Below are 25,559 nucleotides of genomic sequence, written 5' to 3' on the forward strand. Positions count from 1 at the left end.
GGTTGAGTTGACCGTCCGTGCACATGCCGGCCGGCGGGGCATCCGGGGATGGGATGCCAAGGCCGCCGGTCCATCCGACGGAGCCACGACACACCACCTTGGGGGATGCATGAAGTTCGCGCCTGTAGTGTTGTCGAGCCTGCTTTTCGCTGCGGCCCAGGCCGCCGCGCAGGCTCCCACCGAATGTCCTTCATTGCCGGCCAACAGCGGCCTGCAGTGGCAACAGCAGGCACAGGCCGATTTCCTGGTCTGCCGCGCCAGCACCAGCGATGGCCGCGAGGTACTGAGCCTGATGCTCAGTGCACGCGATCCCAACCTTCCATTGAACCGCTCGCTGCGCCACGAAAAGGGCAGCTTCGGCGGTGAATCACTGTACTGGTACCAGCCCGATCTGGGAGGCCAGCAGCCGCCCGGTTATGCCGAGCGCCGCATCAGCGTGGTCAAGCTCGACAAAGGGCGTTACGCGCAGATTTCGCTGTATCCGGACAGCGCGCAGGAACTGGGTTCGCTGCAACAGCTGGCGCAGGGGATGAGCCTGACCCCGTCGGCCGTGGCTGCCGGGAACTGACGATGGCGGGGATGACTGCCTTGCAGCATCCCCGCAATGCGAGCCGACCTGACGGTAGTGCCGGCCGCTGGCCGGCACCTCGATCCGCCGTGACCGCAGGCAGTTGCCGGCCAGCGGCCGGCACCGCCTCAGAACTTGCCTTCCTGGAAATCGACGAAGGCCTGCATCAGTTCCTGCCGCGTGTTCATCACGAACGGGCCATGGCGCATCACCGGTTCTCGCAACGGACGACCAGCCACCAGGATCAGCCGCGCACCCTCGCTGCCGGCCGACAGATGCAGCTGCTCGCCACCGCCCAGCACCGCCAGTTCCTGGCGGGCGACGTCGCGCGCCGCGTCCTGCTCACCCACCGTCACCGCACCTTCGAACACATACGCGAAGGCGTTGTGCCCTTCCGGCAAGGCATAGGTCCAGGCGCGATCCGGGGCCAGCGTGATGTCCAGGTACAGCGGATCGGTGGCCGGCTGCACGATCGGGCCCTGCGTGCCATCCACGTTGCCGGCGATCACCTTCACTTCCACGCCGGCGTCCGGCTGCACCACGGGAATGCGCTCGGGCGCGAACTCCTGGTACTTCGGCTCGGTCATCTTCTCTTTCGCCGGCAGGTTCACCCACAGCTGGAAGCCGCGCATCTGACCGCTTTCCTGCTCGGGCATTTCCGAATGCACCAGGCCACGGCCTGCGGTCATCCACTGCACGCTGCCCGGGGTAAGCAGGCCCTCGTTGCCGTGGTTGTCGCGATGCCGCATGCGCCCGTCGAGCATGTAGGTGACGGTCTCGAAACCGCGATGCGGATGCTCCGGGAAGCCGGCGATGTAGTCCTCGGCACGGTCGGTGCCGAATTCATCGAGCAGCAGGAACGGGTCCAGGTCAGGCAGCGTCGGGCCGCCGATGACGCGGGTCAGGCGCACGCCGGCACCGTCGGAGGTGGGCATGCCACGGATGGTCCGCAATACGCGGACCGGTTCGGGAAAGCTCATGGCGACTCCTGTTGGATGGATGCCACTGAAGATGGACGCCACATGGCCGCACGCCAATGGACGGCGCCGCAACCGATTGTTCCATCCCTGATGTTCGCTGCATGTCAGCACAACAAGCGTACGACCAAAGTACTACCGCCGATTCGTCCTGTGCCAATTGACCCTGCCGAGGGCACGCGGGACTCTTTGACTGTCTTTCCGGGAGAGAGCACCTCATGAAAGGGTTTTCCAAAATAGGCTGGGCGGTACTCGCCCTGCTCGGCGCCTTCTGTCTGGGCACCGTGGCCTTACGCCGCGGCGAACACATCAATGCCCTGTGGATCGTCGTCGCCGCCGTTTCGCTGTACCTGGTGGCCTACCGCTTCTACAGCCTGTTCATCGCCAACAAGGTGATGCAGCTGGATCCGACCCGGGCCACCCCGGCGGTGATCAACAACGATGGCCTGGACTACGTGCCGACCAACAAGCACGTGCTGTTCGGTCACCATTTCGCCGCCATTGCCGGTGCCGGCCCGCTGGTGGGACCGGTGCTGGCCGCACAGATGGGCTACCTGCCCGGCCTGCTGTGGCTGGTGGTGGGCGTGGTGCTGGCCGGCGCGGTGCAGGACTTCATGGTCCTGTTCCTGTCCAGCCGCCGCAACGGCCGCTCCCTGGGCGATCTTGTGCGGGAAGAGATGGGCCAGGTGCCCGGCACCATCGCGCTGTTCGGTGCGTTCCTGATCATGATCATCATCCTGGCGGTGCTGGCGATGGTGGTGGTCAAGGCGCTGGCCGAAAGCCCGTGGGGCATGTTCACGGTGATCGCGACGATGCCCATCGCGATCCTGATGGGCGTGTACATGCGCTACATCCGCCCCGGCAGGATCGGCGAGATCTCGGTGGTTGGCCTGATCCTGCTGCTGGCCGCGATCTGGTACGGCGGCAAGGTCGCCGCCGATCCGGTCTGGGGCCCGGCCTTCACCTTCACCGGCACCCAGATCACCTGGATGCTGATCGGTTACGGCTTCGTCGCCTCGGTGCTGCCGGTGTGGCTGCTGCTGGCTCCGCGTGACTACCTGTCGACCTTCCTCAAGATCGGCACCATCATCGCGCTGGCCATCGGCATCCTGGTGGTGATGCCGGAACTGAAGATGCCGGCGCTGACCCAGTTCGCCGCCAGCGGTGATGGCCCGGTGTGGAAGGGCGGCATGTTCCCGTTCCTGTTCATCACCATCGCCTGCGGTGCGGTATCCGGCTTCCACGCGTTGATTTCCTCCGGCACCACGCCGAAGCTGCTGGCCAATGAAGCGCACATGCGCTACATCGGCTACGGCGGCATGCTGATGGAATCGTTCGTGGCGGTGATGGCGCTGGTGGCGGCTTCGATCATCGAGCCGGGCATCTACTTCGCGATGAACAGCCCGGCGGCGGTGATCGGTGCCGATGCGGCCTCGGCCGCGCACTACATCACCAACACCTGGGGCTTCACCATCACACCCGAGCAGCTGACCGCGACCGCGGCGGCCATTGGTGAACCGACCATCCTGCATCGCGCAGGTGGCGCGCCAACGCTGGCGGTGGGCATCGCGCAGATCCTGCACGAAGCGATTCCCAGTGGCAGCGACGCGATGATGGCGTTCTGGTACCACTTCGCGATCCTGTTCGAAGCGTTGTTCATCCTCACTGCAGTCGACGCTGGTACCCGTGCCGGTCGCTTCATGCTGCAGGACCTGCTGGGCAACTTCGTGCCGGCGCTGAAGAAGACCGAGTCGTGGACCGCGAACATCATCGGCACCGCCGGCTGCGTGGCGCTGTGGGGCTACCTGCTCTACACCGGCGTGGTCGATCCGTTCGGTGGCATCCAGACGCTGTGGCCGCTGTTCGGCATCTCCAACCAGATGCTGGCGGGTATCGCGCTGATGCTGGGCACGGTGGTGCTGTTCAAGATGAAGCGTGACCGCTATGCGTGGGTGACGGCCGTGCCGGCCATCTGGCTGCTGATCTGCACCACCTACGCCGGCTTCATCAAGATCTTCGACAGCAATCCGGCGCAGGGCTTCCTGGCCCAGGCACACAAGTTCCAGGCCGCCCTCGCCAGCGACACCATCACGGCACCGGCCAAATCGGTGGCGCAGATGAAGCAGATCGTGGTCAACGCCTACGTCAACACCGGCCTGACCGCGCTGTTCCTGCTGGTGGTGGGCGCAGTGCTGGTGTATTCGATCAAGACCATCCTGGCGGCCCGCCGCAATCCGCAGCGCAGCGACCGCGAGACCCCGTACGTGGCGCTGAAGCCGCATGAAATGGTGGATCTGTGATGAGCACGCAACTGGTTCCCGCCGGCCAGTACCAGGCACACCGCCGTATCTGGCGGCGCCTGGTGCAAACCGCACGACTGTGCTGTGGCATCCCTGATTACGACAACTACGTCCGGCACATGCTGGAAAAACATCCGGACCAGGAGCCGATGGATTACAAGACGTTCTTCCGCGAGCGCCAGGAAGCGCGCTACGGCGGACGCAACGGTGGTCGCTGCTGTTGAGGGTTGGGTGTGGGTGCCGGGCTTGCCGCCCGGCGCCCGCACCTTCGACAGATTTCCGGCGACGGCGGAAAGCATCAGGGGCCAGATCCGGTTCCTCCGGGAAACGGCTCTGACCCCTTCTTCGAAATGCATCCACGCATGGCGTGGATCTACGCAAGCATGACGCCGGGGCGGCCCGGACTCAGCCGTTGGCCATCCACTTCAGGATCAGGCCAGTGACATACGCCAGCCCGGTGCCGGTGGCGTAGCCCACCGTGCCCAGCAGCACGCCCACTGGAGCCAGCGTCGGATGGAACGCCGCAGCCACCACGGGGGCCGAAGCGGCTGCGCCGATGTTGCCCTGCGAACCGATCGCGAAGAAGAACAGCGGCGCGCGCAGCAGCTTGGCCACCACCCACAGCACCAGCACATGCGTGGCCATCCAGATCGCGCCGAGCAGGAACAGCCACGGCCGATCCAGCAGCGACAGCAGGTTCATCTGCATGCCGATGCAGGCGATCAGGAAGTACAGGAACACCGTGCCCAGCCGCGAAGCGCCCGCGGCTTCCAGCCGGCGCGCACGGGTGAAGCTCAGGCCCAGGCCCATCGCGGTGGACAGCAGGATCACCCATACGAACTGGCTGTCCAGGCTGAACTGGCTGGCCCAGCTGACATTGGCCTTGAACCAGCCCGCCAGCGGCGCGGCGATGGCATGGGCCAGGCCGACGCCGCCCAGTGCCACGCCGACGATCACCATCAGGTCGGTCATGCTGGGAATGCGCGCGTTCTGCGCCTCGTAGGCACTGATGCGCGCCTTCATCTCGTCGATGGCACGGGTATCGGCACCGTTGCGGGTATCGATCTGCTGCGCGCGGTTGGCCAGAAACAGCAGGATGGCCATCCACAGGCTGGCGCACGCCACGTCGACCACCGCGAACTGGCCGAAGGTGGTGGCATCGGTGCCGAACACTTCACGCATGGCCACCATGTTGGCGCCGCCGCCGATCCAGCTGCCGGCCAGCGCCGCCATGCCGGCCCAGGTATCACCGGCCACGGTTTCGGGGTGGATCAGCTTCATCAGCTGGAACGAGACGATGGCGCCGAGCATGATGCCGGCGGTACCGGCGCAGAACACGATCAGCAGTTTCGGGCCGAGCTTGGCAATACCCTTGAGGTCGATCGACAGGGTCAGCAGGACCAGCGCGGCCGGCAGCAGCACGTCACGCGCGACCGGGTTGTACAGCGAGGTGTTGTGGCCGTCGATGACACCGGCGGTGTTGTAGATGGCGGGGATGAAGTAGCACAGCAGCAGTGCGGGCACCCAGGCGAAGATCTTCTTCAGCAGCGGGGTCGGACCACTGGCGGCCCAGAAGATCAGGGCCAGGGTGGCGGCAATCAGGCCCAGTCCAACGATGTCGTTGCTGATCAGGGCAGTAGCGGGTTCGGTCGGCATGGGATCCTCTGTCGATCGAAAGAGCGGGAAAAAAAAAGCGCCGCATAAAGCGGCGCATCCGCAGATTAACATTGTCTTCACGCCGGGTCATGCTGCAGTGCCGGTTGCCCTTTCCCGGAGCCACTCCCATGCAGCTCGGCGCCTTCTCCATCAGCCTCTCGGTCAAGGACCTTGGGGCCTCCCGCACCTTCTACGAAGCACTGGGCTTCTCGGTCACCGGCGGCGATCCGGCACAGAACTGGCTGGTGATGCGCAGCAACGGCACCGTGATCGGCCTGTTCCAGGGCATGTTCGAGGGCAACCTGCTGACCTTCAATCCTGGCTGGGACCAGCACAAGCAGGAACTGCCCCACTTCCAGGATGTGCGCGAGCTGCAGGCGGAGCTGGATGCGAAGGGCGTCGAACTGGCGGTGCGCACCGACCCTGATGGGCAGGGCACCGGCTATCTGCAGCTGGCCGATCCGGATGGCAACGTGATCCTGATCGACCAGCACGTGGCGCGCGCGGGCACCGGACAGTAGGGCTGCCGGCCAGCGGCCGGCACTACCGCGATGGAGGGCGTGATGCGCTGAAGTCGAGGGTGGCACGCGTACCGCGCGGGTCACAGGGTTGCAGCTGCAGGGTCCAGCCCAGGTGCTCGCACAGCCGCGCGATCAGGTCCAGTCCGATGCCGCCCCCCCGATCGGCGCGCTCGCCACGGGCCATCCGCGCGTGGATCGCCGCAATCTCCTCCGGGCTCATGCCATGCCCGGGGTCCTGCAGGGTCAGCACCGCCGACGAGCTCAGGCGCAGCTCAATGTGACCACGGCCACTGTTCTCGATGGCATTGCGCAGGAGGTTGCCGATCGCGGCCTGCACAACGGCCAGCGGCGCAACGATATCCACCGGAGCAGCCTGGATGCCGATGCTCAGATCCTTGTCGCCGAGCAGGTGACGATGGTCGTCGACGATTTCCGGCAACAGCTGGTCCAGTGCGATGCGTTCGGCGCGCGCGGCCAATCGTGCCGGATCACGCGCCAGCACCAGCAACAGTTCGATCAGCTGCTCCACGCTCTGCGCTGTGCGCAGCACGCGCTGCATCTGCTGGCGCGCGCGCTCGGGCAGGCCCGGCTGTTCCAGTGCCAGCTCTGCAGCACCGGTCATCACCGCAATTGGTGTACGCAGTTCGTGGCTGGCGGTGCTGATGAAGACCCGTTCGCGTTCGACGAACTGCTCGTTGCGGTCCAGGTAGTCGTTCAGTGCATCGGCAATGGTATGCAGTTCGGAGCTGCCGCGCGGGTCGACCTCGATGCGCTGGCCCTGAACGCCCGGCCGCAAGGCGGCGATATGCTGCGCCAGCAGGCTCAACGGGCGCACCATGCGCTCCATGCCGAACGACGCCATCAGCACGGTGACGAAGATCATGATCACCCCGGCCAGCATCACCCAGCGCGTGGCGAACTGTTCCAGGTCATGGAAATCGGAGATGTCCAGAACCAGCGCGACCCGGCCCATCGGCTCGGTTTCGCGCACCATCACCGCCGTCTCACGTCCCTTGACCATCACGCCGTCATGCAGCCCCGGATGCAATGTGCGCAGCCCCTCGGGCAGGTTGACCGCATCGAACCGGTACAGGCTGAGCGTGTCCGAATCCTGCCAGCGGTAGTGCGGCTCGTGCTCGACGTGCTCGACGATGCTGTCCAGTTCGGAATTGAGCAGCGCGCGCCAGGCGGCATGCTCGGCATGTTCATGCACGTAGTTGCCGACGCTGAACACCGCGATCGACAGCAGCGCCAGATAGCCCAGCAACCACCACACCACGCGCCGGTACAGCGGCCCCGGCTTACGCGCCTTCATTGCCATCCTTGCCGGCATCGCTGCCCGTGGTCACCGCCAGACGGTAACCCACCCGCGGCAGGGTATGGATCAGTTTCTCGGCGAACGGACCATCGACGCTGCGGCGCAGTTCGTAGACATGCGAACGCAGCAGGTCGCCATCCGGCGGTTCGTCGCCCCACAGGGCGAATTCCAGCTGCTGGCGGGTGACCGCGCCCGGACTGGCGCGCATCAGTACCTCCAGCAGCTTGCGGCAGGCTGGGTACAGGTGCAGCACCTGGCCCTCACGCTGAGCCTCCAGCGTCGCCAGATCCAGTACCAGATCGCCCACCTGCAGGCGCTTGCGCGGGTTGCGGCCCTGCGCACGCAGCAGCAGCGCTTCCAGCCGCACCTCCAGCTCCGGCAGCGCGAACGGCTTGGTCAGGTAGTCGTCGGCGCCCGCGCGGAAGCCGGCAATCTTGTCCGGCAGCTCGTCACGCGCGGTCAGCATGATCACCGGCACTTCCGATGCATGCTCGGCGCGCAGCCGGCGCAGCACCTCCGGGCCCTCCATGCGCGGCAGCATCCAGTCCAGGATGACCGCGTCATACGGATGGCTTCCGGCCAGGTGCAGTCCGGTGATGCCATCCGGCGCCACGTCGAGCACATGCCCGCGCGACTCGAAATAGTCGAACAGGTTGGCCACCAGCTGGCGGTTGTCCTCGATCACCAACAGACGCATGCACGAAACATCCACGGAAGTTCGTACCATGGTAGCGCCGCACATGTCGGAATGCGGTCGCCCCGGCGTCGCTCTGACGCTTTTCCCACCTCTGCCACCTCAGAATGGCCGTTTTGCTCCCGGAGCCTGCCGTGCCCGTAGCCCTGCCCCGCCGTTGGCGCCTGCCCCTGTTGTGGCTGCTGATCATTGCTGCGCTGGCAGCGGGGATCGGCCTTCGGCAGCCGCAGCCGCCGGACGAGCCGCGCTTCGTGCTGGCGGCCAGGACCATGGTCGAGAGCGGGCAATGGCTGCTGCCGCACCGCGGCGTGGAGCTGTATGCGGAGAAGCCGCCGGTCTTCATGTGGCTGCAGGCCGCCGCCTACGAGATCGTCGGCAGCTGGCAGTGGTCGTTCCTGCTGCCGTCCTTGCTGGGCGCCCTGCTCAGCCTGTGGCTGGTGTCGGACCTGGCACGGAGGCTGTGGTCGCCTCGGCATTCCATCTACGCCCTGGCGGCGCTGTTCTGCACCCTGCAGTTCGGGCTGATGGCCAAGCGTGCGCAGATCGACATGGTGCTGGTGGGGATGACCACCGTCGCACTGTGGGGCTTGATGCGGCACCTGTGCGAACGCCGCAACCTGCCCGCGCTGTGGCTGGCCGGTTTCGCCGCAGGCGTCGGCACGGTGACCAAGGGCGTGGGCTTCCTGCCGCTGCTGATGGTGCTGCCCTGGTTCGGCTGGTGGCTGTACCAGCGTCGCCGGGGGTACACGGTGGAGGGCCCGCATCCGGCAACCCTGCTGTGGCTGATCCCGGCCTTCCTGCTGGGTGTCGGGGTGTGGCTGGCACCACTGGGCTGGGCCCTGCTGCACACGCCCACTGCCGAACTGCAGGCCTACGCGCATGAGCTGTTGTTCAAGCAGACCGGTACCCGTTATGCCAATGCCTGGCACCACCGGCAGCCCGCCTGGTACTACCTGCAGGTGATCCTGACCCTGTGGCTGCCGGGCAGCCTGCTGCTGCCGATGCTGTTCAAGCCCTGGTGGCGCCGTATCCGCCGTGGCGACCGCCGCCAGTGGCTGCTGCTGGGCTGGGCCGTGCTGGTGCTGGTGTTCTTCAGCGCCAGCCCGGGCAAGCGCGAGGTGTACCTGCTGCCGATGCTGCCGGCGATGGCGCTGGCCGCGGCGCCATTGCTGCCCGGCCTGCTGCGCCGCCTGTGCGTGCGCCGCTACCTGTTCGGCTACAGCGTGGTGCTGATGCTGGCCACCGGCGTGCTGGGCGTGATGCTGATGACCGAGCACCCGTGGGCCGTGGCTCAGCTGGAACGCCGGGCGATGCCCGACACCCTGCTTCCGGTGCTGGGTGATGGCCTGCTGACCTTCGCCATCGCGCTGGCGACGTTGATTGTCTGGTTGCGGGTGCGCCGCGCCGCAACGCTGGTGCTGCTGACCCACGGCATGCTGTGGATGCTCTACGGCCTGGTGCTGATCCCGGCGCTGGATCCCTACGCATCGGCGTCGGCGCTGATGCGCCGGGTCGGCGCGCGGATCGGACCGGACGCCGAACTGGCGCTGGTGGCCTGGCGCGAACAGAACCTGCTGCAGGCCGACCGCCCGGTGCGCGAATTCGGCTTCAAGCGCCCCTGGGCCGAGCAATGGCACGACGCCGGCCCGTGGCTGGCCGAGGCACCTGGCAAGCGCTGGCTGCTGGTGCTGGACGACGCAATGAGCCCCTGTGTGGATCCGGCCAAGGTGATCGACATCGGTGTTGCCAACAGGAATCGTTGGCAACTGCTTCCCGGTACTGCATGGAACCCGGAATGCCACGCCGAACGGACAGGATCGACCGCCGAAGAAGACTGAACGTTGGCACGTGCCGGGAAAACATTAACCCGGCACGAACGAGCGTCCGACCCTTCTCCGACATCCAGGTGACGAGCATGACCGCGGATTCCCGAACCGCCCTTTCCCAGCATGCCCGTCCGTCCCCTTGATTCGGTAGCGCCGCTTGCAACATCGCCACTGGCGTCACGATTTGCCGTAACTCACCTCTGGCTGCCTGTCGCAATCGGTCTGCCGTTGTTTACGCTGCTGATGGGTTTCGGCGGCGACCAATGGGTGGCCGATCATCTGTTCCGTCTGGAGGGTGGCCACTGGGCGCTTCAGGACGCCTGGATCACCCGCACGGTGGTGCACAAGGCCGGCAAATGGCTGAGCACCGCAGCGGCGCTGGTTGCGATCCTGCTGTGCTTCCACCACTGGCGGAAGGGTCGCGATCGCATCCTGCGGTGGGCGCTGCTTTATGTCGTGATTGCCATGGCTCTGGGCACGGGTGTGATCTCCCTGCTGAAGTCGCTGGTGCCGATGGAATGCCCCTGGGACCTGCTTCGCTACGGCGGCCACCAGCCTTTCATCGGGCTTTTCACCGGGCGCCCGGCCGGCATGGCCGCACAGGCCTGCTTCCCGGCGGGCCACGCCAGCGCGGGTTACGCATGGTTGTCCCTGTACTTCTTCGCCTTGCTGTGGCGCCCTTCATGGCGCTGGGCCGGGTTGTGGATCGGCCTCGGCGCTGGCCTGGTGTTCGGCATCAGCCAGCAGCTGCGGGGCGCCCATTTCCTTTCGCATGACGTTGCCACTGCGTTGATATGTTGGCTGCTTTCGCTGGGCCTGTATCTGATCGTCAAACGCGTCCTGATCCGCCGTCAGCTGGACCGTCCCAACCGCCAGGAGGCGAACGCATGAGTGCATCGGTCCAACGCCCCGCCCGCCTCCCCGCCCTTGCGGGTCTTCGCAACTGGCGGCCGCAGCTTTCCACCGAAGCACTGATCGCGCTGACCAGCCTGTTCTTCGCGGTGGCCGGCAATGGCCTGTTCTGGCACAGCGCGATGGCCAGCCATCCGGGCAGCCTGCGCTACGCGCTTTCGCTGCTGCTGTTGCTGCTGGGTGCACACGGCGTGCTGCTGGGCATCCTGGTCTGGCGCTGGAATGCCAAGGTCGTGATCAGCCTGTTGCTGCTGGTGACCGCATTCGCTGCGCACTACATGAGCCGCTACCACATCTATCTGGATGCGGACATGCTGCGCAACGTGCTGGCGACCGACCCCAAGGAAAGCCGCGAGCTGATGACCGTGTCGCTGGTGTGGCCGGTGCTGTTGCTGGCGGTGTTGCCGATGATCGTGCTGTGGCGCGTGCAGCTGCGCCGCCGCAGCTGGGGCCGCAGCCTGCTGTGGCGCCTCGGCTTCCTGGTCGTGGCAGCGGTGACTGCCGTTGGCGGTGCGCTGATCTCGTTCCAGGATGTCTCGGCACTGATGCGCAACCAGCGCGAAGTGCGTTACCTCGCCACCCCGGCCAACGTACTGCTGGGCCTGCCGCGTGCGCTGCGTGGCGACAACCCGGTGCAGCGCGCGCCGAAGCTGCCGATCGGTACCGATGCCAAGGCCACCCCGCGTGCAACTGCCAGCAAGCCGCGCCTGCTGGTGATCGTCATGGGCGAAACCGTGCGCGCGCAGAACTGGGGCCTCAACGGCGGCCGCAACACCACCCCGGAACTGGCCCAGGCACCGGTGATCAACTTCCCGGACATGCATTCCTGCGGCACCAGCACCGAAGTGTCGCTGCCGTGCCTGTTCTCGCCGTGGGGACGCCACGACTACGATGAAAAAAAGATCCGTGCACACCAGTCGCTGCTGCACGTACTGAACCGTGCCGGCATCGCACCGTTGTGGCGTGACAACCAGTCCGGCTGCAAGGGCGTGTGCGAAGGCCTGGAGTTCCAGTCGCTGTCCGATGCGACCACCCCGGGGCTGTGTGCCGATGGCCGCTGCATGGACGAGATCCTGCTGCAGGACCTGGCCACCCAGGTGCGTGCCAAACCCGGCGACCGCGTGGTAGTGCTGCACCAGCTGGGCAACCACGGCCCGGCGTACTTCGAGCGTTACCCGGCCGCCTTTGCTCGTTTCAAGCCAACCTGCGACACCCGTGACATCGGCCGTTGCTCGCGCGAAGAGATCACCAACAGCTACGACAACGCCGTGCTGTACACCGATCATTTCCTGAGCAAGACCATCGGCACGCTGCAGGGCATGCAGGATTACGACACGGCGATGATCTACCTGTCCGACCATGGCGAGTCGCTGGGCGAGAAGGGCCTGTTCCTGCACGGCGTGCCCTATGCCATCGCCCCGGCCGAGCAGACCCGGGTACCGATGACGATGTGGTTCTCACCGGGCTTCGCCAGCAGCCGCGGGCTGGACCTGCAGTGCGTGCGCAAGCGTTCGGCGGCGTATACCGACCACGACAACCTGTTCCCGTCGGTGTTGGGCCTGATGCAGGTGAAAACCTCGCTGTACGAGCGCGACCGCGACGTGTTCGCCAACTGCGAAGGTTGAGGGTTGTTCGGCAGGGCTTGCAGCCCTGCACCCGCGGTAGTGCCGGCCGCTGGCCGGCAGCCTCGACAGCAACAGCAAAAGCTGGCATTCCGTGGGTTGGCGGGGTGGGTCCGGTTGAGGGGGACGCTGCAAGTACGTCCATGTAAGCTCGGTCGCCGCATCCATGCGGCTCACGCCCCCGCAACCGGACCCACCCCGCCTTCGACAGATTTCCGCGATCTGTCGGAACGACGTATTGCCCTGGTGGGTGTCGACCTTGGTCGACACAGTAGATCCACGCCATGCGTGGATGACTCATTCGATATCTGACAGATGTGTCGACCAAGGTCGACACCTACCAACAGCCGCCACGATCTGTGAGAGGTGGGGCGGTGTGGGCTTGCAGGACCGTTGGCGCCATGGATGGCGCCATCGAGCCCCCGTGGACGGGTTGCGGCGTGTCCTGCAAGCCCACACCGCCCCGCCAAACCACGGAATCCCCGCTTTTGAAGTTGACGTTGCCGTTGCTCGAAAGCCTCTGCGGGTGCCGGGCGCCGCCCGGCCGACTTCCGCCACTTGCGGTGGCAGCGGCTGCCCACTAGCCTTCGGCCGTCGTTCACCACCCAAGGACCGCCCGTGAAACACCGTCATCTCCTGCTGGCCTCGGCTATCGCCGCCGCCACGCTGGCCCTGGCCGCCTGCAAGAAGGAACCCACCCCAGGCACCGATACCGCCAGCAGCAGCGCCCCGGCCGGCGAAACCGCCGACCAGTTCGTGGCCCGCATCAATGCCGAATTCAAGGCCGCCTACCCGGAGATGACCTCGGCGCAGTGGCTGTCCTCCACCTACATCAACAGTGATTCGGAACGCATCGCGGCCAAGGCCAACGAGCGCTCGCTGACCCAGCTCAACAGCTGGATCGAACAGGCCGCCAAGTTCGACGGCAAGCCGATGAGCGAAGACAGCAAGCGCGCGATCCACCTGCTGAAACTGATGTCTTCGATGCCGGCGCCACGCGACCCGGCCAAGCTGGCCGAGCTGACCCAGATCGCCACCCGCATGGAAGGCAGCTACGGTGCCGGCAAGTACTGCACCGATGCCAACGATCCCAACTCCTGCCGCCAGCTGGGCGAGCTGGAGCAGGTGCTGGCACGCAGCCGCGATTACGACAAGCAGCTCGACGCCTGGCAGGGCTGGCACAGCACCACCAAGAGCATGCGCGGCGACTACCAGAAGTTCGTCGGCCTGGTGAACGAAGGCGCCAAGGGCATGGGCTTCACCGATGCCGGCCAGATGTGGCGCAGCGGCTACGACATGCCGCCGGAGCAGATCGGCCCTGAAACCGATCGCCTGTGGGAACAGGTCAAGCCGATGTACGAGCAGCTGCACTGCTACGCACGCGGCAAGCTGGACAAGACCTATGGCAAGGACAAGGCAGAAGTGGGCAATGGCCTGATCGCCGCGCACCTGCTCGGCAACATGTGGCAGCAGGACTGGTCGAACCTGTGGGACCAGCTGGAACCCTACCCGGGCGCTGGCAGCCTGGACATCACCGCGGCACTGGAAAAGCAGTACCAGACCAACCTGAGCGCGGCGCTGGCCAAGGCCGGCAAGGACGCCAACGTGGCTGCCCAGTACAAGGCGCAGCGCGAGGCCGAACTGCGTACCGCCAAGCAGATGACCGAGCGCGCGCAGGACTTCTACGTGTCGCTGGGCATGCCGTCGCTGCCGCAGTCGTACTGGGAAAAAACCCAGTTCATCAAGCCCGATGACCGCGACGTGGTCTGCCACGCCAGCGCCTGGGACATGAACATGGAAGGCGACGTGCGCACCAAGATGTGCATCAAGCCGAACGAAGAAAACTTCACCACCATCTACCACGAGCTGGGCCACATCTATTACGACCTGGCCTACAACCCGCTGCCGCCGCTGTTCCAGGGCGGTGCCAACGATGGCTTCCATGAAGCGATCGGCGACACCATCGTGCTGGCGATGACACCCAAGTACCTCAGCTCGATCGGCCTGGTCGACGCGCCGACCGAGAGCCGCGAGGCGGTCATCAACAACCAGATGCGCATGGCGCTGTCCGGTGTGTCGTTCCTGCCGTTCGGCCTGATGATCGACCGTTGGCGCTGGGGCGTATTCGACGGTTCGATCACCGCCGACAACTACAACAAGGCGTGGTGGGACCTGAAGGCCAAGTACCAGGGCGTGGCCCCGGCCAGCACCCGTGGTGAAGAGTTCTTCGACCCGGGCGCGAAGTACCACGTGCCGGGCAACACCCCCTACACCCGCTACTTCCTGGCGCGCATCCTGCAGTTCCAGTTCTACAAGGGCCTGTGCGACGCGTCGGGCTACAAGGGCCCGCTGCATGAGTGCACCTTCTACGGCAACAAGGAAGCCGGCCAGAAGTACTGGGCGATGCTGAGCAAGGGTGCCAGCCAGCCGTGGCAGGCCACGTTGAAGGAGCTGACCGGTACCGACAAGCTCGATGCCGGCCCGATGATCGAGTACTTCACGCCGGTCAACGAGTGGCTGAAGCAGCAGAACGAAGGCCAGATGTGCGGCTGGCAGGCCAACGCGGCCCCGGCGGCAAAATGAAAGAAGGGGCGGGTCCGCGAGGATCCGCCCCTTTCCGGTAGTGCCGGCCGCTGGCCGGCAACTGCACGGTGGAAATGCGTCTGGCAGCCGGCCAGCGGCCGGCTCTACCGCAACAGCGATCAGCTGTTCTTCTTGGCCGCCATCGCAGCGGCCAACTCGGCCTTGAATTCCTCGAAGGTCTGGCCCTTCTCCCTGGCTTCGGCCTGTGCGGCATCGCGCAGCGCGTCGGAGTACATCAGGCGCACCGGCGTGCCATTGCGTTCGTGCAGCTCACCGGCCTGCATGATCAGCGCCAGCACCTGTGCGGCGCTTTCGCTGTGGCCGGCAATGCGGCCATCCATGCCCAGCACCCATTCGCCGTCGCGGCGCACGACACCGGCCAGCAGGGTGCGCTGCGCATCGCGCAGTTCCGCATGCGGCTCCACCGGCGAGGCCTGGGCAGCGGCCTTGTTGGCGGCCTGCTTTTCCTGGCGACGGCGCTGGTCGCGGCGGGTCTTGGAGCTGGTGGACATGGTGCGGTACCGCTGCGAAAGGGGGGCGCAAGGATAGCGCACCCCGCCCGCAGCACCGCTTCACACCCCTCAGTCCAGCACTTTGCCGTGCCGCCAGTAGCCCATGAAGGTGATCGCGCGGCGGTCCAGCCCGCAGTCGCGGACCAGATGGCGACGGACCGCCATCACCGACCCCGCCTCGCCTGCCACCCAGGCATACAGCGGCCCGGCCACGCTGGCATCGGCCTGCTCCCACAGGATCTGCGCGTCAATGTCGATCTCTTCCAGCTCGTCGCCTGCGGCCACGCTCGAGGCCGCTGCCAGGCGCGCCTGCACCGCCTGCAACAGAGGCTGTCCGTAGGCCGCCTGCCCGCGTGGCAGCCAGACCAGCTCGGCCGTGTCCGGGGCCTTCAACGGCACCGCATCCCCGGCCTGGGCGACCTCCAGCAGCGCCAGCGTGCGTGGCGGATCGGCCAGCGCGGCCAGTTCCTCGAGAATGCCGGCTACCGCCGGTAGCGCGGTTTCATCCGCCACCAGCAGCACCTGGCCGACACCCGCCGGCGGCTTCCATTCCCAGCCTTCGCTGCTGTCGGCACAGTCCGCATCGGGGGCCAGCAGCACTACGCGGTCGCCCGGCCGCGCGCGGATGGCCCAGCGCGAGGCCGGCCCGGTTTCGCCATGCAGCACGAAATCAACGTCGACCTCGCCCTGCTCGGCACGCAGCTGGCGGATGGTGTAGGTGCGCATCGGCGGGCGCTGGTCGTCCGGCAGCGCGCGATAGCGTGGATACCAGTCTTCACCGCTGGGGACCTGCGGCACGTCCTGGCCGGGCAAGGGGAAGAACACCTTGATGCGCTGGTCCGGGCCTTCGGTCTTCATCCGTGCCACGTCGGCACCGGTGAACACCATGCGGTCAAGGGAAGGGGAAAGAACGCGGCGCTCCTTCAGCGCCACCTCGAACAGGCGATAGGTCTGCTGCGCAGCCATGGGGGAACCTCATGCAACGACATCGGATCGGCTGGCTGTCGTGCATCCACGCACCGGCTGGCTGGAGTCCCCAGCCTAGTCCGGTCGTTCCTGGCCGCAAGCGTTGGAGACAGCGCGGCCCGCCCTACCCCTGCGCACTGCTCAATGGCCCGTGCAGACTGCCTGCGCCGCGCGCTCGCGCTGGTGCTCCCAGTACCAGAACACGAATCCGGCGCCGAAGAATGCAGCCTGGCCCAGTGCCAGGTGCAGCGGGCTGGCACTGAGCAGCGGCGACACCACGCCAGCCACCACCGTGCTGATCATCAGCTGCACGAAGGCCTGCAGGGACGATGCCAGGCCACGCTGGTGCGGGTACATGTCCAGCACCGCCAGGGCCAGGATCGGGAAGATCAGCGACATGCCCATGCCGCCCAGGAAGATCGGCAGCACCGCCCACGGCAGCACGAACTGCGGCGACAGCGCCACGTAGCCGACATTCAGCAGCGCCGACAGCGCGCACAGGCTGAAACCGATGGCGACCTGGCGTGTGGGCGTGGTGTGCCCGGCCATGCGCCCGGACAGGAACGAGCCGGTGGTCATGCCGCCGATGGTGGGAATGAACAGCCAGGCGAAGCCGCCCTCGCCCAGATGCAGGTGCTGCATCACGAACACCGGTGCCGAGGAGATGTACAGGAAGATGCCGCCGAAACCGATGCTGCCAGCCAGCGCCAGGCGCAGGAAGCGCGGGTTGAAGCCGATGCGCACATAGTCACGCAGCAGCACGCGCGGCGACAGCGGTACCCGTGCCTCGACCGGATGGGTTTCCGGCAGGAAGCGCGCGGTGGCCGCCAGCAGCACCAGCCCGAACACCACCAGGAACCAGAAGATCAGCGGCCAGCCGGCGCCACTGAGCAGGATCCAGCCGCCGATGATCGGTGCGATCGCCGGAGCGATGCCGAACAGCATCGACACCTGGCTCATCAGCCGCTGCGCATCGTGGCCGTGGTACAGGTCGCGGATCACCGCGCGGCCGACAATCATGCCGACACCCGCAGACAGGCCCTGCAGCGCGCGGAACGCCAGCAGCGTGGTCAGGTCGGTGGACAGCGCACAGCCGACCGAGGCGCCGACGAACACCACCAGGCCGCCCAGGATCACCCGCTTGCGGCCCCAGGCATCGGACAGCGGGCCGTGCGCCAGGCTCATCAGACCGTAGAACAGCAGGTACACACTGATGGTCTGCTGCACCGCCACTTCGTCCACCGCCAGGCGCTGGGCCAGCTGCGGGAACGCCGGGAAGATGGTGTCGATCGAGAACGGACCGAACATGGCCAGGCCGGCGAGCAGCAGGGCCATGCGGCGGGTGGAGGGAGCAACAGCGGCGGTCATGGGAAAGGCGTCCGGCAGGGCCATGCGCGGCACGCACGGCGGGCGCCGGTCCCCTGCAGCAGGGACGGCGCCAGATGAATTCGGGTATCCGCCCATCATAGGTGGGGATTGCGCCTGATGCCATGCAGCAGTGCACAAAACGCACGGACGGGCCATCGGCCATTCAGGCGCGGCCTCCAGGACCGAAGGCGGCCGCCGCGCCCGCAACGGGCTATAATCGGCGGGCAACACGGTGGGAGAAGCGGAACACCGCTGCCGAAGGCGCAACGCCCGTAATCGCTCAGGCCCGATACCACCCGTAACACAACTCTGGAGAGACCGGTTCGATCCGGCGCCGAAGGGGCACGAAGCTGCGGTCCGCCGCGCTTTTAAACTCTCAGGCAAAAGGACAGAGGGGCGCCCCGCAGACCGCCGACCGGCGGCTTGTGCCCGTGCGTGTGCCCTTTCCTGACGGATCCTTCGCCATGTCCCAGAACACCCCTTCCCTGCGTGAGCTCGAGCACCACAACGCGTTCGTCGAGCGCCACATCGGCCCCAACGACGCCGAGATCGCGCAGATGCTCGACGTCGTCGGCCACGCGTCGCTGGATGCGATGACCGACGCCATCGTGCCGGCCAAGATCAAGTCGCCGGCACCGCTGGCACTGCCGGAGTCGATGACCGAAGTGCAGGCACTGGCGAAGATCCGTGCGATCGCCGACAAGAACACCGTGCTGCGCAGCTTCATCGGCCAGGGTTACTACGGTACCCACACGCCGAACGTGATCCTGCGCAACATCCTGGAAAACCCGGCGTGGTACACCGCCTACACCCCGTACCAGGCGGAAATCTCGCAGGGCCGCATGGAAGCGCTGATCAACTTCCAGACCCTGTGCGCCGACCTGACCGGCATGGAAATCGCCAACGCCTCGCTGCTGGACGAAGCCACCGCCGCCGCCGAAGCGATGACCCTGGCCAAGCGTTCGGCCAAGTCGAAGTCGGACACCTTCTTCGTGCACGACGCCGTGCACCCGCAGACCCTGGAACTGCTGCGTACCCGCGCCGAGCCCATGGGCATCGTGCTGCGCGTCGGCACCCCGGCCGAAGCGCTGGAAGCAGAAGCCTTCGGCCTGCTGCTGCAGTATCCGGACACCTTCGGCCAGGTCGGCGACTACAAGGCGCTGGTCGATGCCGTGCACGCACGCGGCGGCCTGGTGGCCGTGGCCACCGACCTGCTGGCCCTGACCCTGCTGGCTGCCCCGGGCGAATGGGGCGCGGACATCGTGGTCGGCAACAGCCAGCGTTTCGGCGTGCCGTTCGGCTTCGGTGGCCCGCACGCCGCCTTCATGGCCTGCCGTGACGCCTACAAGCGCTCGATGCCAGGCCGCCTGATCGGCGTTTCGATCGATGCCCAGGGCAACCCGGCCTACCGCCTGACCCTGCAGACCCGCGAACAGCACATCCGCCGCGAGAAGGCCACCTCCAACATCTGTACCGCGCAGGTGCTGCTGGCGGTGATGGCCTCGATGTACGCCGTTTACCACGGCCCGGAAGGCCTGACCCGCATTGCCCGCCGCACCCATCGACTGGCCTCGATCCTGGCCGCAGCGCTGCGCAATGCCGGCGTGCAGGTCGGTGGCGACTTCTTCGACACCCTGCACGTCACCGGCGTGCATGCCGATGAAATCCATGCCAAGGCACGCGCCGCCGGTTACAACCTGCGCGCGATCGACAGCGACTCGGTCGGCATCAGTCTGGACGAGACCACCACCCGCGCCGACATCGTCGCCGTGGCTGCGGTGTTCGGTGCCTCGCTGGACGTCGACGCGCTGGATGCCAGCACCGCCGACGCGCTGCCGGCCGGCCTGCTGCGCCAGTCCGCGTTCCTGACCCACCCGGTGTTCAACACCCACCACAGCGAGCACGAACTGCTGCGTTACCTGCGTTCGCTGGCCGACAAGGACCTGGCGATGGACCGCACGATGATCCCGCTGGGTTCGTGCACCATGAAGCTCAACGCCACCGCCGAGATGATCCCGGTGACCTGGCCGGAGTTCTCGCAGATCCACCCGCTGGTGCCGGCCGACCAGGCGCTGGGCTACAAGGAACTGATCGACACGCTGGAAGCGATGCTGGTCGAATGCACCGGCTACGACGCGGTCAGCCTGCAGCCGAACTCCGGCGCACAGGGCGAGTACGCCGGCCTGCTGGCGATCCGCGCCTACCACCGCTCGCGCGGCGAAGGCCACCGCGACATCTGCCTGATCCCGGATTCGGCGCACGGCACCAACCCGGCCTCGGCGCAGATGTGCGGCATGAAGGTGGTGGTCACCAAGACCGATGCCAACGGCAACGTCGATGTGGAAGACATCCGCCTCAACGCCGAGAAGTACAGCGACCGCCTGGCCGCGATCATGATGACCTACCCGTCCACGCACGGCGTGTTCGAGGAAGAGGTGGTCGAGATCTGCGAGATCATCCACCAGCACGGCGGCCAGGTGTACACCGACGGCGCCAACATGAACGCCCTGGTCGGCGTGGCCAAGCCCGGCAAATGGGGTTCGGACGTTTCGCACCTGAACCTGCACAAGACCTTCTGCATCCCGCACGGCGGCGGCGGCCCGGGCGTCGGCCCGTGCGCGGTCAAGGAGCACCTGGCCCCGTTCCTGCCGGGCAAGCTGGGTGACAACGGCCCGGTCGGCATGGTCAGCGCCGCCAGCTTCGGCAGCGCCTCGATCCTGCCGATCAGCTGGATGTACATCGCGATGATGGGCCGCGAAGGCCTGCGCAAGGCCACCCAGGTCGCGCAGCTCAACGCCAACTACATCGCCAAGCGCCTGGCCCCGCACTTCAAGACCCTGTACACCGGCCGCAACGGCCTGGTGGCACACGAGTGCATCCTCGACGTACGCCCGCTGGAGAAGACCAGCGGCATCGGCGCCGAGGACGTCGCCAAGCGCCTGATCGACTTCGGCTTCCACGCCCCGACCCTGAGCTTCCCGGTGGCCGGCACGCTGATGGTCGAACCGACCGAGAGCGAATCGCTGCACGAGCTGGACCGCTTCATCGACGCGATGATCCAGATCCGCGAGGAGATCACCGCGATCGAAGACGGCCGCCTGGACCGCGAGGACAACCCGCTGAAGAACGCGCCGCACACCGCCACCGCGGTGACCGCCAGCGAGTGGACCCACGCCTACCCGCGCGAACTGGCTGCCTTCCCGCTGGCCAGCCTGAAGCAGAGCAAGTACTGGCCGCCGGTGGCACGCGTCGACAACGTGTACGGCGACAAGAACGTGATGTGTGCCTGCATCCCGGTCGATGCCTACAAGGATGATGAAGTCGAGGCTTGATTCCTCGCGGCATCGGTAAAGAGAACGGCCCGCGCAAGCGGGCCGTTCTCATTGTGCATCACGGGTCCGGCATCTGCCCCAGGCTCAACTGCCACGACACGCCGAAGCGATCCTGCACCCAGCCGTAGCGGTTGCTGAAGTCATAGTCGCCCACCGGCATCAGCCAGTGGCCGCCCTCGCCCAGCACGCGCGCGGCGCGCTCGAACTGCTCGGCGCCGGAGCACTCGACGAACAGCGAGATCGACGGGCTGAAGGTGAAATCGTGCACGTCCAGGCTGTCAAAGCACAGGTAGTGGGTGCCACCGAGCAGGAAGATGGCCTGTCGGACCTGCCCGGGCACGCCGGCACCGGCGCCGTCCGGATGGCGCTGCATTGCCAGCAGGCGGAAATCGGCGAAGGCCTCGGCGTACAGGGCCAGGGCGGCCTCGGCCTGGCCGGTGAACATCAGGAAGGGGCGACTGCGCAGCATGCGGTACTCCCGGTCGACGGGCCGATGACGGGCCCACACGATCAGGATGGCACGGCGGATGTGCAGCCCCCGTGGTAGTGCCGGCCGCTGGCCGGCAGCTTCAGTCACGCCTCGCGCATGCGCCGCGCGATGGCGCTGCCGGCGGCGATCGTGGCGGTCAGCGCCACCATCGACAGGAACTGCAGGCGGGTGTGCGACTCGCTCAGCAGCAGGCCGAAGATCAGCGCCAGGATCGCCAGCGCGCAGCAGGTCAGCCACGGGAAGCCCGCCATGCGGAACGGCAGCCGGGTACCCAGGCGATCCGCGCGGCGGCGCAACACCAGTTGCGAGACCAGCGACAGCGTCCACACCAGCAGGCAGGTGGAACCGACGATGTTCAGCAGCACCGGCAGCACCCGGTCCGGGAACAGCAGTTCCATCACCGTGGCGGCGAAACCGAACAGCACGCTGGCCAGCACGGCAATCACCGGCACCTGGCGCGGATCGGTCCAGCCCAGCACCGCCGGCGCTTCGCGGCGCTGCGCCAGTGAATACATCATGCGCGAGGCGCCGTAGAGGTTGGCATTGAGTGCCGACAGCAGCGCGATCACCGCAATCAGGGTGATGGCGGTGCCGGCGCCAGGAATACGCGCAATGTCCAGCACGGCGGCGAACGGCGACTTCAACGCTTCGCTGGTCCACGGCACGACGGCGATGATCACGCTCAGCGAGCCGATGTAGAACACCAGGATGCGCCACGCCACGGTGCGGATGGCACGGGCGATGCTGCGCTCCGGATCTTCAGTCTCTGCCGCCGCAACGGCGACGATCTCGGTGCCACCGAAGGCAAAAACGACAACCAGCAGTGCAGCGCCAATACCGGCCAGGCCCTTCGGTGCGAAGCCACCATGCTCGGTGAAGTTGCTCAGGCCCGGCGAGGTCACCTGCGGCAGCCAGCCCATCAGCAGCGCCACGCCGATGGCGATGAAGGCCAGGATCGCCGCCACCTTGAGGATGGCGAACCAGAATTCGAACTCGCCGAAGTTCTTCACCCCGAGCAGGTTGATCGCGGTGAAGAACAGCATGAAGGCCAGCGCCGCCATCGGTACAGGTACTGCTGGCCAGACCGTGGCCAGCAGCCCGGCCGCTCCCACCGCCTCGGCGGCGATCACGATCACCAGCTGCACCCACCACAACCAGCCGACGGTGGCACCGGCGGTGGCGCCCATGGCATCGGCGGCATAGACCGAGAACGCGCCACTGGTCGGTTTGGCCGCCGCCATTTCGCCCAGTGCGTTCATCACGATGATCACCAGCGCGCCGGCGACCAGATACGACACCAGCACCGCCGGACCGGCCGCCTGCACACCCACGCCCGAGCCGAGGAACAGGCCGGCGCCGATGGCGCTGCCCAGGCCCATCATGATCAGCTGGCGGGGCTTGAGCGAATGTCCGAGGCGGGACGGCGAAGCGGTCGGAATCGAGTTGGGCATCGGCGGGGCTGGCGGCGGGCTACAGGGGCGACACCTTACCCTGTCCCATGCCCGCGGGGATAGGCACAGCGCAGCAGGCGGCTCAGGCCAGTGCGGGCTCGCCGACGTTGCCGCCGATACGGGCGCGGTAGGCGCGCGGCGAGAAACCGGTTTCAGCCTTGAACTTGCGGGTGAAGGCGCTCTGGTCGCTGAAACCACAGGCCTGGCCGATGCTGGCGATGCTCTCGTCACCGTGCAGCAGGTGCATGGCCATCTGGATCCGCAGCCGGGTCAGCACCTGCTGCGGGGTCATCTGGAACACCTTGCGGAAGCTGCGCTCCAGCTTGGACAGCGAAAAGCCGGTGATGTCCAGCAGGGTCTGCATGCGCACGTTCTCGGCGTAGTGCGCGTTGAGGTGGGCCAGTGCCAGCCGCAGCTGTTCGTACTGGGTACCCAGGCTGTCCTTCTGGCCAAGGTCGCGGGAAATGCCGATCAGCCCCTCGATGGCCCCATCGACCACCAGCGGGCGCTTGCAGGTCAGGCACCAGCCCGGTTCGCGGTTGGCGAACAGGTGCAGCTCCATCAGGTTCTCGATCACCTCACCGGACAGCACGCGGGCGTCCTGATCGACGTAGTCCGCACTGAGGCCGGTCGGGTAGATTTCGGCCGCCGTGCGCCCGATCACGTCCTTGCGCGCGCGCAGGCCCAGCCGCCGCAGCATGGTCTGGTTGACGTGGGTGTAGCGCCCCTGAAGATCCTTGATGAAGAACAGCACATCCGGGATGGCGTCGAACAGGGCTTCGATGTCGGCGGGCTCGACTCGCATGGGGCAAGCATAGCCGAGGCGCCCTTGCCGGTGCGATCACCCTTGCGGGACTTGCGCTTAACGCTGCCAGGCCCACCGTGGGGCCGGTTCCTACCGGAGACCGGCCATGCCCCGCGGTGACAAGTCCGCCTATACCGAAAAGCAGAAGCGCCAGGCCGAGCACATCGAGGACAGCGAGCGCGAGCGCGGTGCCAGCGAAAGCACCGCCGAACGCATCGCCTGGGCCACCGTGAACAAGCAGGATGGTGGCGGCAAGCGCAGTGGCAGTGGTCGCAAGGTAGCGAAGAAGGCACCAGCGAAAAAGGCCGCCAGCAAGGCCGCTGCGAAGACAACGACGGCGAAGAAGGCACCGGCCCGCAAGACAGCCACGAAGAAGGCAACAAGGAAGACGGTGGCCAAGAAGGCCAGCACTCCCGCCTCGCGTAGTGCTGCCGCGAAGAAGGCAGCGAAGACCCGTGCGGCAAAGAAGACCGTGCGCAAGGTGGCGGCGAAGAAAGCGGCACGTACCCGCGCCCGCGGCTGAGAGCAGCGTTCAGGGTGGCAGCGCCCGCACCCACGCGGCAACTTCGGCTGCCGCTGCATCAGCGCGGGCCTGCAGCAGCAGATGTGGTCCCTCCAGCGACACATGGCGGGCATCGGGCAACAGTGCCTGCAGCTCGGCCACACTGGGCGGCCACAGCAGGCGGTCCTGCCGGGCATGCAGGCATAGCGTCGGCAACACGAGTTCCGGCAGCAGTGCACGAACGTCCACCTGCAGCGTCGTCGCAGCACGTTGGCGCAGGGTTGCGGCCGGCACCTGCATGATTGCCAGGCCCAGCTCACGCAGGTTCGCGCGCGTCCGCCACTGCCCCAGCAGCAACCGGGCCATCAACGCGAGTGGTGGCAACGGCCACGCCGGAGCCAGTATCCGTGCGCTCGCCGCAGGCAGCGGCACCGGTCGCCGTGCAAAGGTCGTACTCAGTACCAACCCATGCAATCCAGGCAGCCCGGCCACCGCCAGTTCGATGGCCAGTGGCCCGGCGAACGATTCGGCCAGCAGCACAAAAGGAGATGCCGGAAGCTGCGGGCGCAGGATCGACGCCAACGTGGTGTAGTCCTGTGGCCCCCGCGCGGGCATCGGCAGCACCTGCATCTGGATGCCCCGCGCCTGCATCGCCTCCACGAAGTGTGCCGACAGCAGGCCGGTGCCATCCAGGCCTGGCAGCATCACGACTTGCAACATCGCGGCATTCATCACATTGATCACCCTTCAGGTCTCTTCGCACGACTCCCTGCCTGCAGCTTCACTCATTGACTGGGCACAAGGAAGTGCACGGCAGCGCACGCGGCGCTACGCTGATGGTCCCGACGGAACGGACAAGACGGCATGCGCAAGCCACGCTGGCTCAGCTGGACCGGCATTGCCATATGCACACTCTATCTCGCGCTGACCGCCTGGCTGGTGCTCGATGCCCAGGCCAACAGCGATCCCAAGAGCGCCTACATCCTCATGCAGCTGTCAGTGATGCTGCAGACCGCAGCACTCGACGTCATCGGCATGGGGGGATGGCTTTCCGGAAAGACCTGGACGACCGTCTACCTTCTGGTGATGCCCCCTACCCTGGCCGTGCTGTATGCCGTGGGGGCCATGCTCGGCAGTGTCCTTGAACAATGACGGC

At 66.6% G+C, this 25,559-nt stretch carries 22 protein-coding genes and 1 riboswitch; of the genes, 11 read left to right on the top strand and 11 right to left on the bottom strand.

The annotated features are described in order from the left end of the window. Positions 1-109: 109 nt before the first annotated feature. Positions 110-568, top strand: coding sequence for a hypothetical protein (locus ACZK4H_RS16070; RefSeq protein ID WP_005410610.1), 459 nt, complete (start codon positions 110-112; stop codon positions 566-568). A gap of 128 nt (positions 569-696) precedes the next feature. On the opposite strand, the gene ACZK4H_RS16075 is transcribed toward ACZK4H_RS16070, so the two are convergent. Beyond that, positions 697-1,548, bottom strand: coding sequence for a pirin family protein (locus tag ACZK4H_RS16075; protein ID WP_005410611.1), 852 nt, complete (start codon positions 1,546-1,548; stop codon positions 697-699). Between the two features lie 215 nt (positions 1,549-1,763). Between ACZK4H_RS16075 and ACZK4H_RS16080 the strand changes: the two genes are divergently transcribed. Further along, entirely contained in the window at positions 1,764-3,845 is a 2,082-nt protein-coding gene (locus tag ACZK4H_RS16080) for a carbon starvation CstA family protein (protein WP_099555373.1), read from the top strand. After that, on the top strand, positions 3,845-4,069 hold the full coding sequence (locus tag ACZK4H_RS16085; RefSeq protein ID WP_005410613.1) for a YbdD/YjiX family protein: 225 nt from the start codon (positions 3,845-3,847) through the stop codon (positions 4,067-4,069). Before ACZK4H_RS16080 ends, ACZK4H_RS16085 begins: the two co-directional genes overlap by 1 nt. A 181-nt stretch (positions 4,070-4,250) precedes the next feature. Here ACZK4H_RS16085 and ACZK4H_RS16090 read toward each other — a convergent pair whose 3' ends face one another. Continuing rightward, positions 4,251-5,501 carry a DUF819 family protein gene (locus ACZK4H_RS16090; protein WP_049445483.1) on the bottom strand — a complete coding sequence of 417 codons (1,251 nt, stop codon included), beginning with the start codon at positions 5,499-5,501 and terminating at the stop codon, positions 4,251-4,253. A gap of 128 nt (positions 5,502-5,629) precedes the next feature. Between ACZK4H_RS16090 and ACZK4H_RS16095 the strand changes: the two genes are divergently transcribed. Then, positions 5,630-6,022 carry a VOC family protein gene (locus ACZK4H_RS16095; RefSeq protein WP_099555371.1) on the top strand — a complete coding sequence of 131 codons (393 nt, stop codon included), beginning with the start codon at positions 5,630-5,632 and terminating at the stop codon, positions 6,020-6,022. 22 nt (positions 6,023-6,044) lie between these two features. Here ACZK4H_RS16095 and ACZK4H_RS16100 read toward each other — a convergent pair whose 3' ends face one another. Next, complete coding sequence (locus ACZK4H_RS16100) at positions 6,045-7,337, bottom strand: sensor histidine kinase (protein ID WP_099555369.1); 1,293 nt, start codon at positions 7,335-7,337, stop codon at positions 6,045-6,047. Then, positions 7,324-8,037, bottom strand: coding sequence for a response regulator transcription factor (locus ACZK4H_RS16105; RefSeq protein ID WP_478472990.1), 714 nt, complete (start codon positions 8,035-8,037; stop codon positions 7,324-7,326). Before ACZK4H_RS16105 ends, ACZK4H_RS16100 begins: the two co-directional genes overlap by 14 nt. A gap of 104 nt (positions 8,038-8,141) precedes the next feature. Between ACZK4H_RS16105 and ACZK4H_RS16110 the strand changes: the two genes are divergently transcribed. The 4 genes from ACZK4H_RS16110 to ACZK4H_RS16125 all read left to right on the top strand — a co-directional run bounded on the left by ACZK4H_RS16110 (position 8,142) and on the right by ACZK4H_RS16125 (position 14,977). Beyond that, the gene (locus tag ACZK4H_RS16110) at positions 8,142-9,872 is read left to right on the top strand and encodes an ArnT family glycosyltransferase (RefSeq protein WP_278252666.1); all 1,731 of its coding nucleotides are present in this window, start codon (positions 8,142-8,144) and stop codon (positions 9,870-9,872) included. 111 nt (positions 9,873-9,983) lie between these two features. After that, positions 9,984-10,751 carry a phosphatase PAP2 family protein gene (locus ACZK4H_RS16115; RefSeq protein ID WP_099555363.1) on the top strand — a complete coding sequence of 256 codons (768 nt, stop codon included), beginning with the start codon at positions 9,984-9,986 and terminating at the stop codon, positions 10,749-10,751. Continuing rightward, positions 10,748-12,397, top strand: coding sequence for a phosphoethanolamine transferase (locus ACZK4H_RS16120; protein ID WP_099555361.1), 1,650 nt, complete (start codon positions 10,748-10,750; stop codon positions 12,395-12,397). The genes ACZK4H_RS16115 and ACZK4H_RS16120 overlap by 4 nt, the downstream gene beginning before the upstream one ends. 615 nt (positions 12,398-13,012) lie before the next feature. After that, the gene (locus ACZK4H_RS16125; protein ID WP_099555359.1) at positions 13,013-14,977 is read left to right on the top strand and encodes a M2 family metallopeptidase; all 1,965 of its coding nucleotides are present in this window, start codon (positions 13,013-13,015) and stop codon (positions 14,975-14,977) included. Between the two features lie 119 nt (positions 14,978-15,096). On the opposite strand, the gene ACZK4H_RS16130 is transcribed toward ACZK4H_RS16125, so the two are convergent. The 3 genes from ACZK4H_RS16130 to ACZK4H_RS16140 form a co-directional block, all read right to left on the bottom strand. After that, positions 15,097-15,489, bottom strand: a complete 393-nt coding sequence (locus ACZK4H_RS16130) for a hypothetical protein (protein ID WP_005410623.1) — start codon at positions 15,487-15,489, stop codon at positions 15,097-15,099. A gap of 69 nt (positions 15,490-15,558) precedes the next feature. After that, entirely contained in the window at positions 15,559-16,455 is an 897-nt protein-coding gene (locus tag ACZK4H_RS16135) for a siderophore-interacting protein (protein ID WP_099555358.1), read from the bottom strand. 141 nt (positions 16,456-16,596) lie between these two features. Then, positions 16,597-17,823, bottom strand: a complete 1,227-nt coding sequence (locus ACZK4H_RS16140) for a multidrug effflux MFS transporter (protein WP_099555392.1) — start codon at positions 17,821-17,823, stop codon at positions 16,597-16,599. Between the two features lie 299 nt (positions 17,824-18,122). Then, a riboswitch (glycine riboswitch) is annotated at positions 18,123-18,225 on the top strand. A 62-nt stretch (positions 18,226-18,287) separates the two neighbouring features. Here ACZK4H_RS16140 and gcvP point away from each other — a divergent pair. Then, positions 18,288-21,155: an aminomethyl-transferring glycine dehydrogenase gene (gcvP, locus tag ACZK4H_RS16145; protein ID WP_024956945.1), complete on the top strand. Its 2,868-nt coding sequence runs from the start codon at positions 18,288-18,290 to the stop codon at positions 21,153-21,155. 58 nt (positions 21,156-21,213) lie between these two features. Here the strand turns inward: gcvP and ACZK4H_RS16150 are convergent, their stop codons facing one another. From ACZK4H_RS16150 to ACZK4H_RS16160, 3 genes are all read right to left on the bottom strand, one after another. After that, entirely contained in the window at positions 21,214-21,624 is a 411-nt protein-coding gene (locus tag ACZK4H_RS16150; protein ID WP_005410627.1) for a VOC family protein, read from the bottom strand. A 104-nt stretch (positions 21,625-21,728) separates the two neighbouring features. After that, a complete protein-coding gene (locus ACZK4H_RS16155) occupies positions 21,729-23,096 on the bottom strand; it encodes an amino acid permease (RefSeq protein WP_005410628.1) in 1,368 nt (455 codons plus the stop codon). Between the two features lie 82 nt (positions 23,097-23,178). Then, positions 23,179-23,901 carry a helix-turn-helix transcriptional regulator gene (locus tag ACZK4H_RS16160; RefSeq protein WP_049429965.1) on the bottom strand — a complete coding sequence of 241 codons (723 nt, stop codon included), beginning with the start codon at positions 23,899-23,901 and terminating at the stop codon, positions 23,179-23,181. A 106-nt stretch (positions 23,902-24,007) separates the two neighbouring features. Here ACZK4H_RS16160 and ACZK4H_RS16165 point away from each other — a divergent pair, with 106 nt between their 5' ends. Continuing rightward, on the top strand, positions 24,008-24,424 hold the full coding sequence (locus tag ACZK4H_RS16165) for a hypothetical protein (RefSeq protein ID WP_099555356.1): 417 nt from the start codon (positions 24,008-24,010) through the stop codon (positions 24,422-24,424). 9 nt (positions 24,425-24,433) lie between these two features. Here ACZK4H_RS16165 and ACZK4H_RS16170 read toward each other — a convergent pair whose 3' ends face one another. Next, entirely contained in the window at positions 24,434-25,135 is a 702-nt protein-coding gene (locus tag ACZK4H_RS16170; RefSeq protein ID WP_099555354.1) for an alpha/beta fold hydrolase domain-containing protein, read from the bottom strand. Between the two features lie 132 nt (positions 25,136-25,267). On the opposite strand from ACZK4H_RS16170, the gene ACZK4H_RS16175 reads away from it, so the two are divergent. Beyond that, the gene (locus tag ACZK4H_RS16175) at positions 25,268-25,555 is read left to right on the top strand and encodes a hypothetical protein (protein WP_099555352.1); all 288 of its coding nucleotides are present in this window, start codon (positions 25,268-25,270) and stop codon (positions 25,553-25,555) included. Positions 25,556-25,559 lie beyond the last annotated feature (4 nt).

The organism is Stenotrophomonas sp. 78350_Sma (assembly GCF_056482105.1).

Excerpts from the sequence above, each read along its gene's own strand:
- ACZK4H_RS16095 (WP_099555371.1), top strand. The coding sequence starts at position 5,630 with ATGCAGCTCGGCGCCTTCTCCATCAGCCTCTCGGTCAAGGACCTTGGG.
- ACZK4H_RS16075 (WP_005410611.1), bottom strand. The coding sequence starts at position 1,548 with ATGAGCTTTCCCGAACCGGTCCGCGTATTGCGGACCATCCGTGGCATG.
- ACZK4H_RS16160 (WP_049429965.1), bottom strand. The coding sequence starts at position 23,901 with ATGCGAGTCGAGCCCGCCGACATCGAAGCCCTGTTCGACGCCATCCCG.
- ACZK4H_RS16155 (WP_005410628.1), bottom strand. The coding sequence starts at position 23,096 with ATGCCCAACTCGATTCCGACCGCTTCGCCGTCCCGCCTCGGACATTCG.
- ACZK4H_RS16150 (WP_005410627.1), bottom strand. The coding sequence starts at position 21,624 with ATGCTGCGCAGTCGCCCCTTCCTGATGTTCACCGGCCAGGCCGAGGCC.
- ACZK4H_RS16140 (WP_099555392.1), bottom strand. The coding sequence starts at position 17,823 with ATGACCGCCGCTGTTGCTCCCTCCACCCGCCGCATGGCCCTGCTGCTC.
- ACZK4H_RS16175 (WP_099555352.1), top strand. The coding sequence starts at position 25,268 with ATGCGCAAGCCACGCTGGCTCAGCTGGACCGGCATTGCCATATGCACA.
- ACZK4H_RS16090 (WP_049445483.1), bottom strand. The coding sequence starts at position 5,501 with ATGCCGACCGAACCCGCTACTGCCCTGATCAGCAACGACATCGTTGGA.
- ACZK4H_RS16130 (WP_005410623.1), bottom strand. The coding sequence starts at position 15,489 with ATGTCCACCAGCTCCAAGACCCGCCGCGACCAGCGCCGTCGCCAGGAA.
- gcvP (WP_024956945.1), top strand. The coding sequence starts at position 18,288 with ATGTCCCAGAACACCCCTTCCCTGCGTGAGCTCGAGCACCACAACGCG.
- ACZK4H_RS16120 (WP_099555361.1), top strand. The coding sequence starts at position 10,748 with ATGAGTGCATCGGTCCAACGCCCCGCCCGCCTCCCCGCCCTTGCGGGT.
- ACZK4H_RS16070 (WP_005410610.1), top strand. The coding sequence starts at position 110 with ATGAAGTTCGCGCCTGTAGTGTTGTCGAGCCTGCTTTTCGCTGCGGCC.
- ACZK4H_RS16100 (WP_099555369.1), bottom strand. The coding sequence starts at position 7,337 with ATGAAGGCGCGTAAGCCGGGGCCGCTGTACCGGCGCGTGGTGTGGTGG.
- ACZK4H_RS16135 (WP_099555358.1), bottom strand. The coding sequence starts at position 16,455 with ATGGCTGCGCAGCAGACCTATCGCCTGTTCGAGGTGGCGCTGAAGGAG.
- ACZK4H_RS16110 (WP_278252666.1), top strand. The coding sequence starts at position 8,142 with ATGGCCGTTTTGCTCCCGGAGCCTGCCGTGCCCGTAGCCCTGCCCCGC.
- ACZK4H_RS16170 (WP_099555354.1), bottom strand. The coding sequence starts at position 25,135 with ATGAATGCCGCGATGTTGCAAGTCGTGATGCTGCCAGGCCTGGATGGC.
- ACZK4H_RS16165 (WP_099555356.1), top strand. The coding sequence starts at position 24,008 with ATGCCCCGCGGTGACAAGTCCGCCTATACCGAAAAGCAGAAGCGCCAG.
- ACZK4H_RS16080 (WP_099555373.1), top strand. The coding sequence starts at position 1,764 with ATGAAAGGGTTTTCCAAAATAGGCTGGGCGGTACTCGCCCTGCTCGGC.
- ACZK4H_RS16115 (WP_099555363.1), top strand. The coding sequence starts at position 9,984 with ATGCCCGTCCGTCCCCTTGATTCGGTAGCGCCGCTTGCAACATCGCCA.
- ACZK4H_RS16085 (WP_005410613.1), top strand. The coding sequence starts at position 3,845 with ATGAGCACGCAACTGGTTCCCGCCGGCCAGTACCAGGCACACCGCCGT.
- ACZK4H_RS16105 (WP_478472990.1), bottom strand. The coding sequence starts at position 8,037 with ATGCGTCTGTTGGTGATCGAGGACAACCGCCAGCTGGTGGCCAACCTG.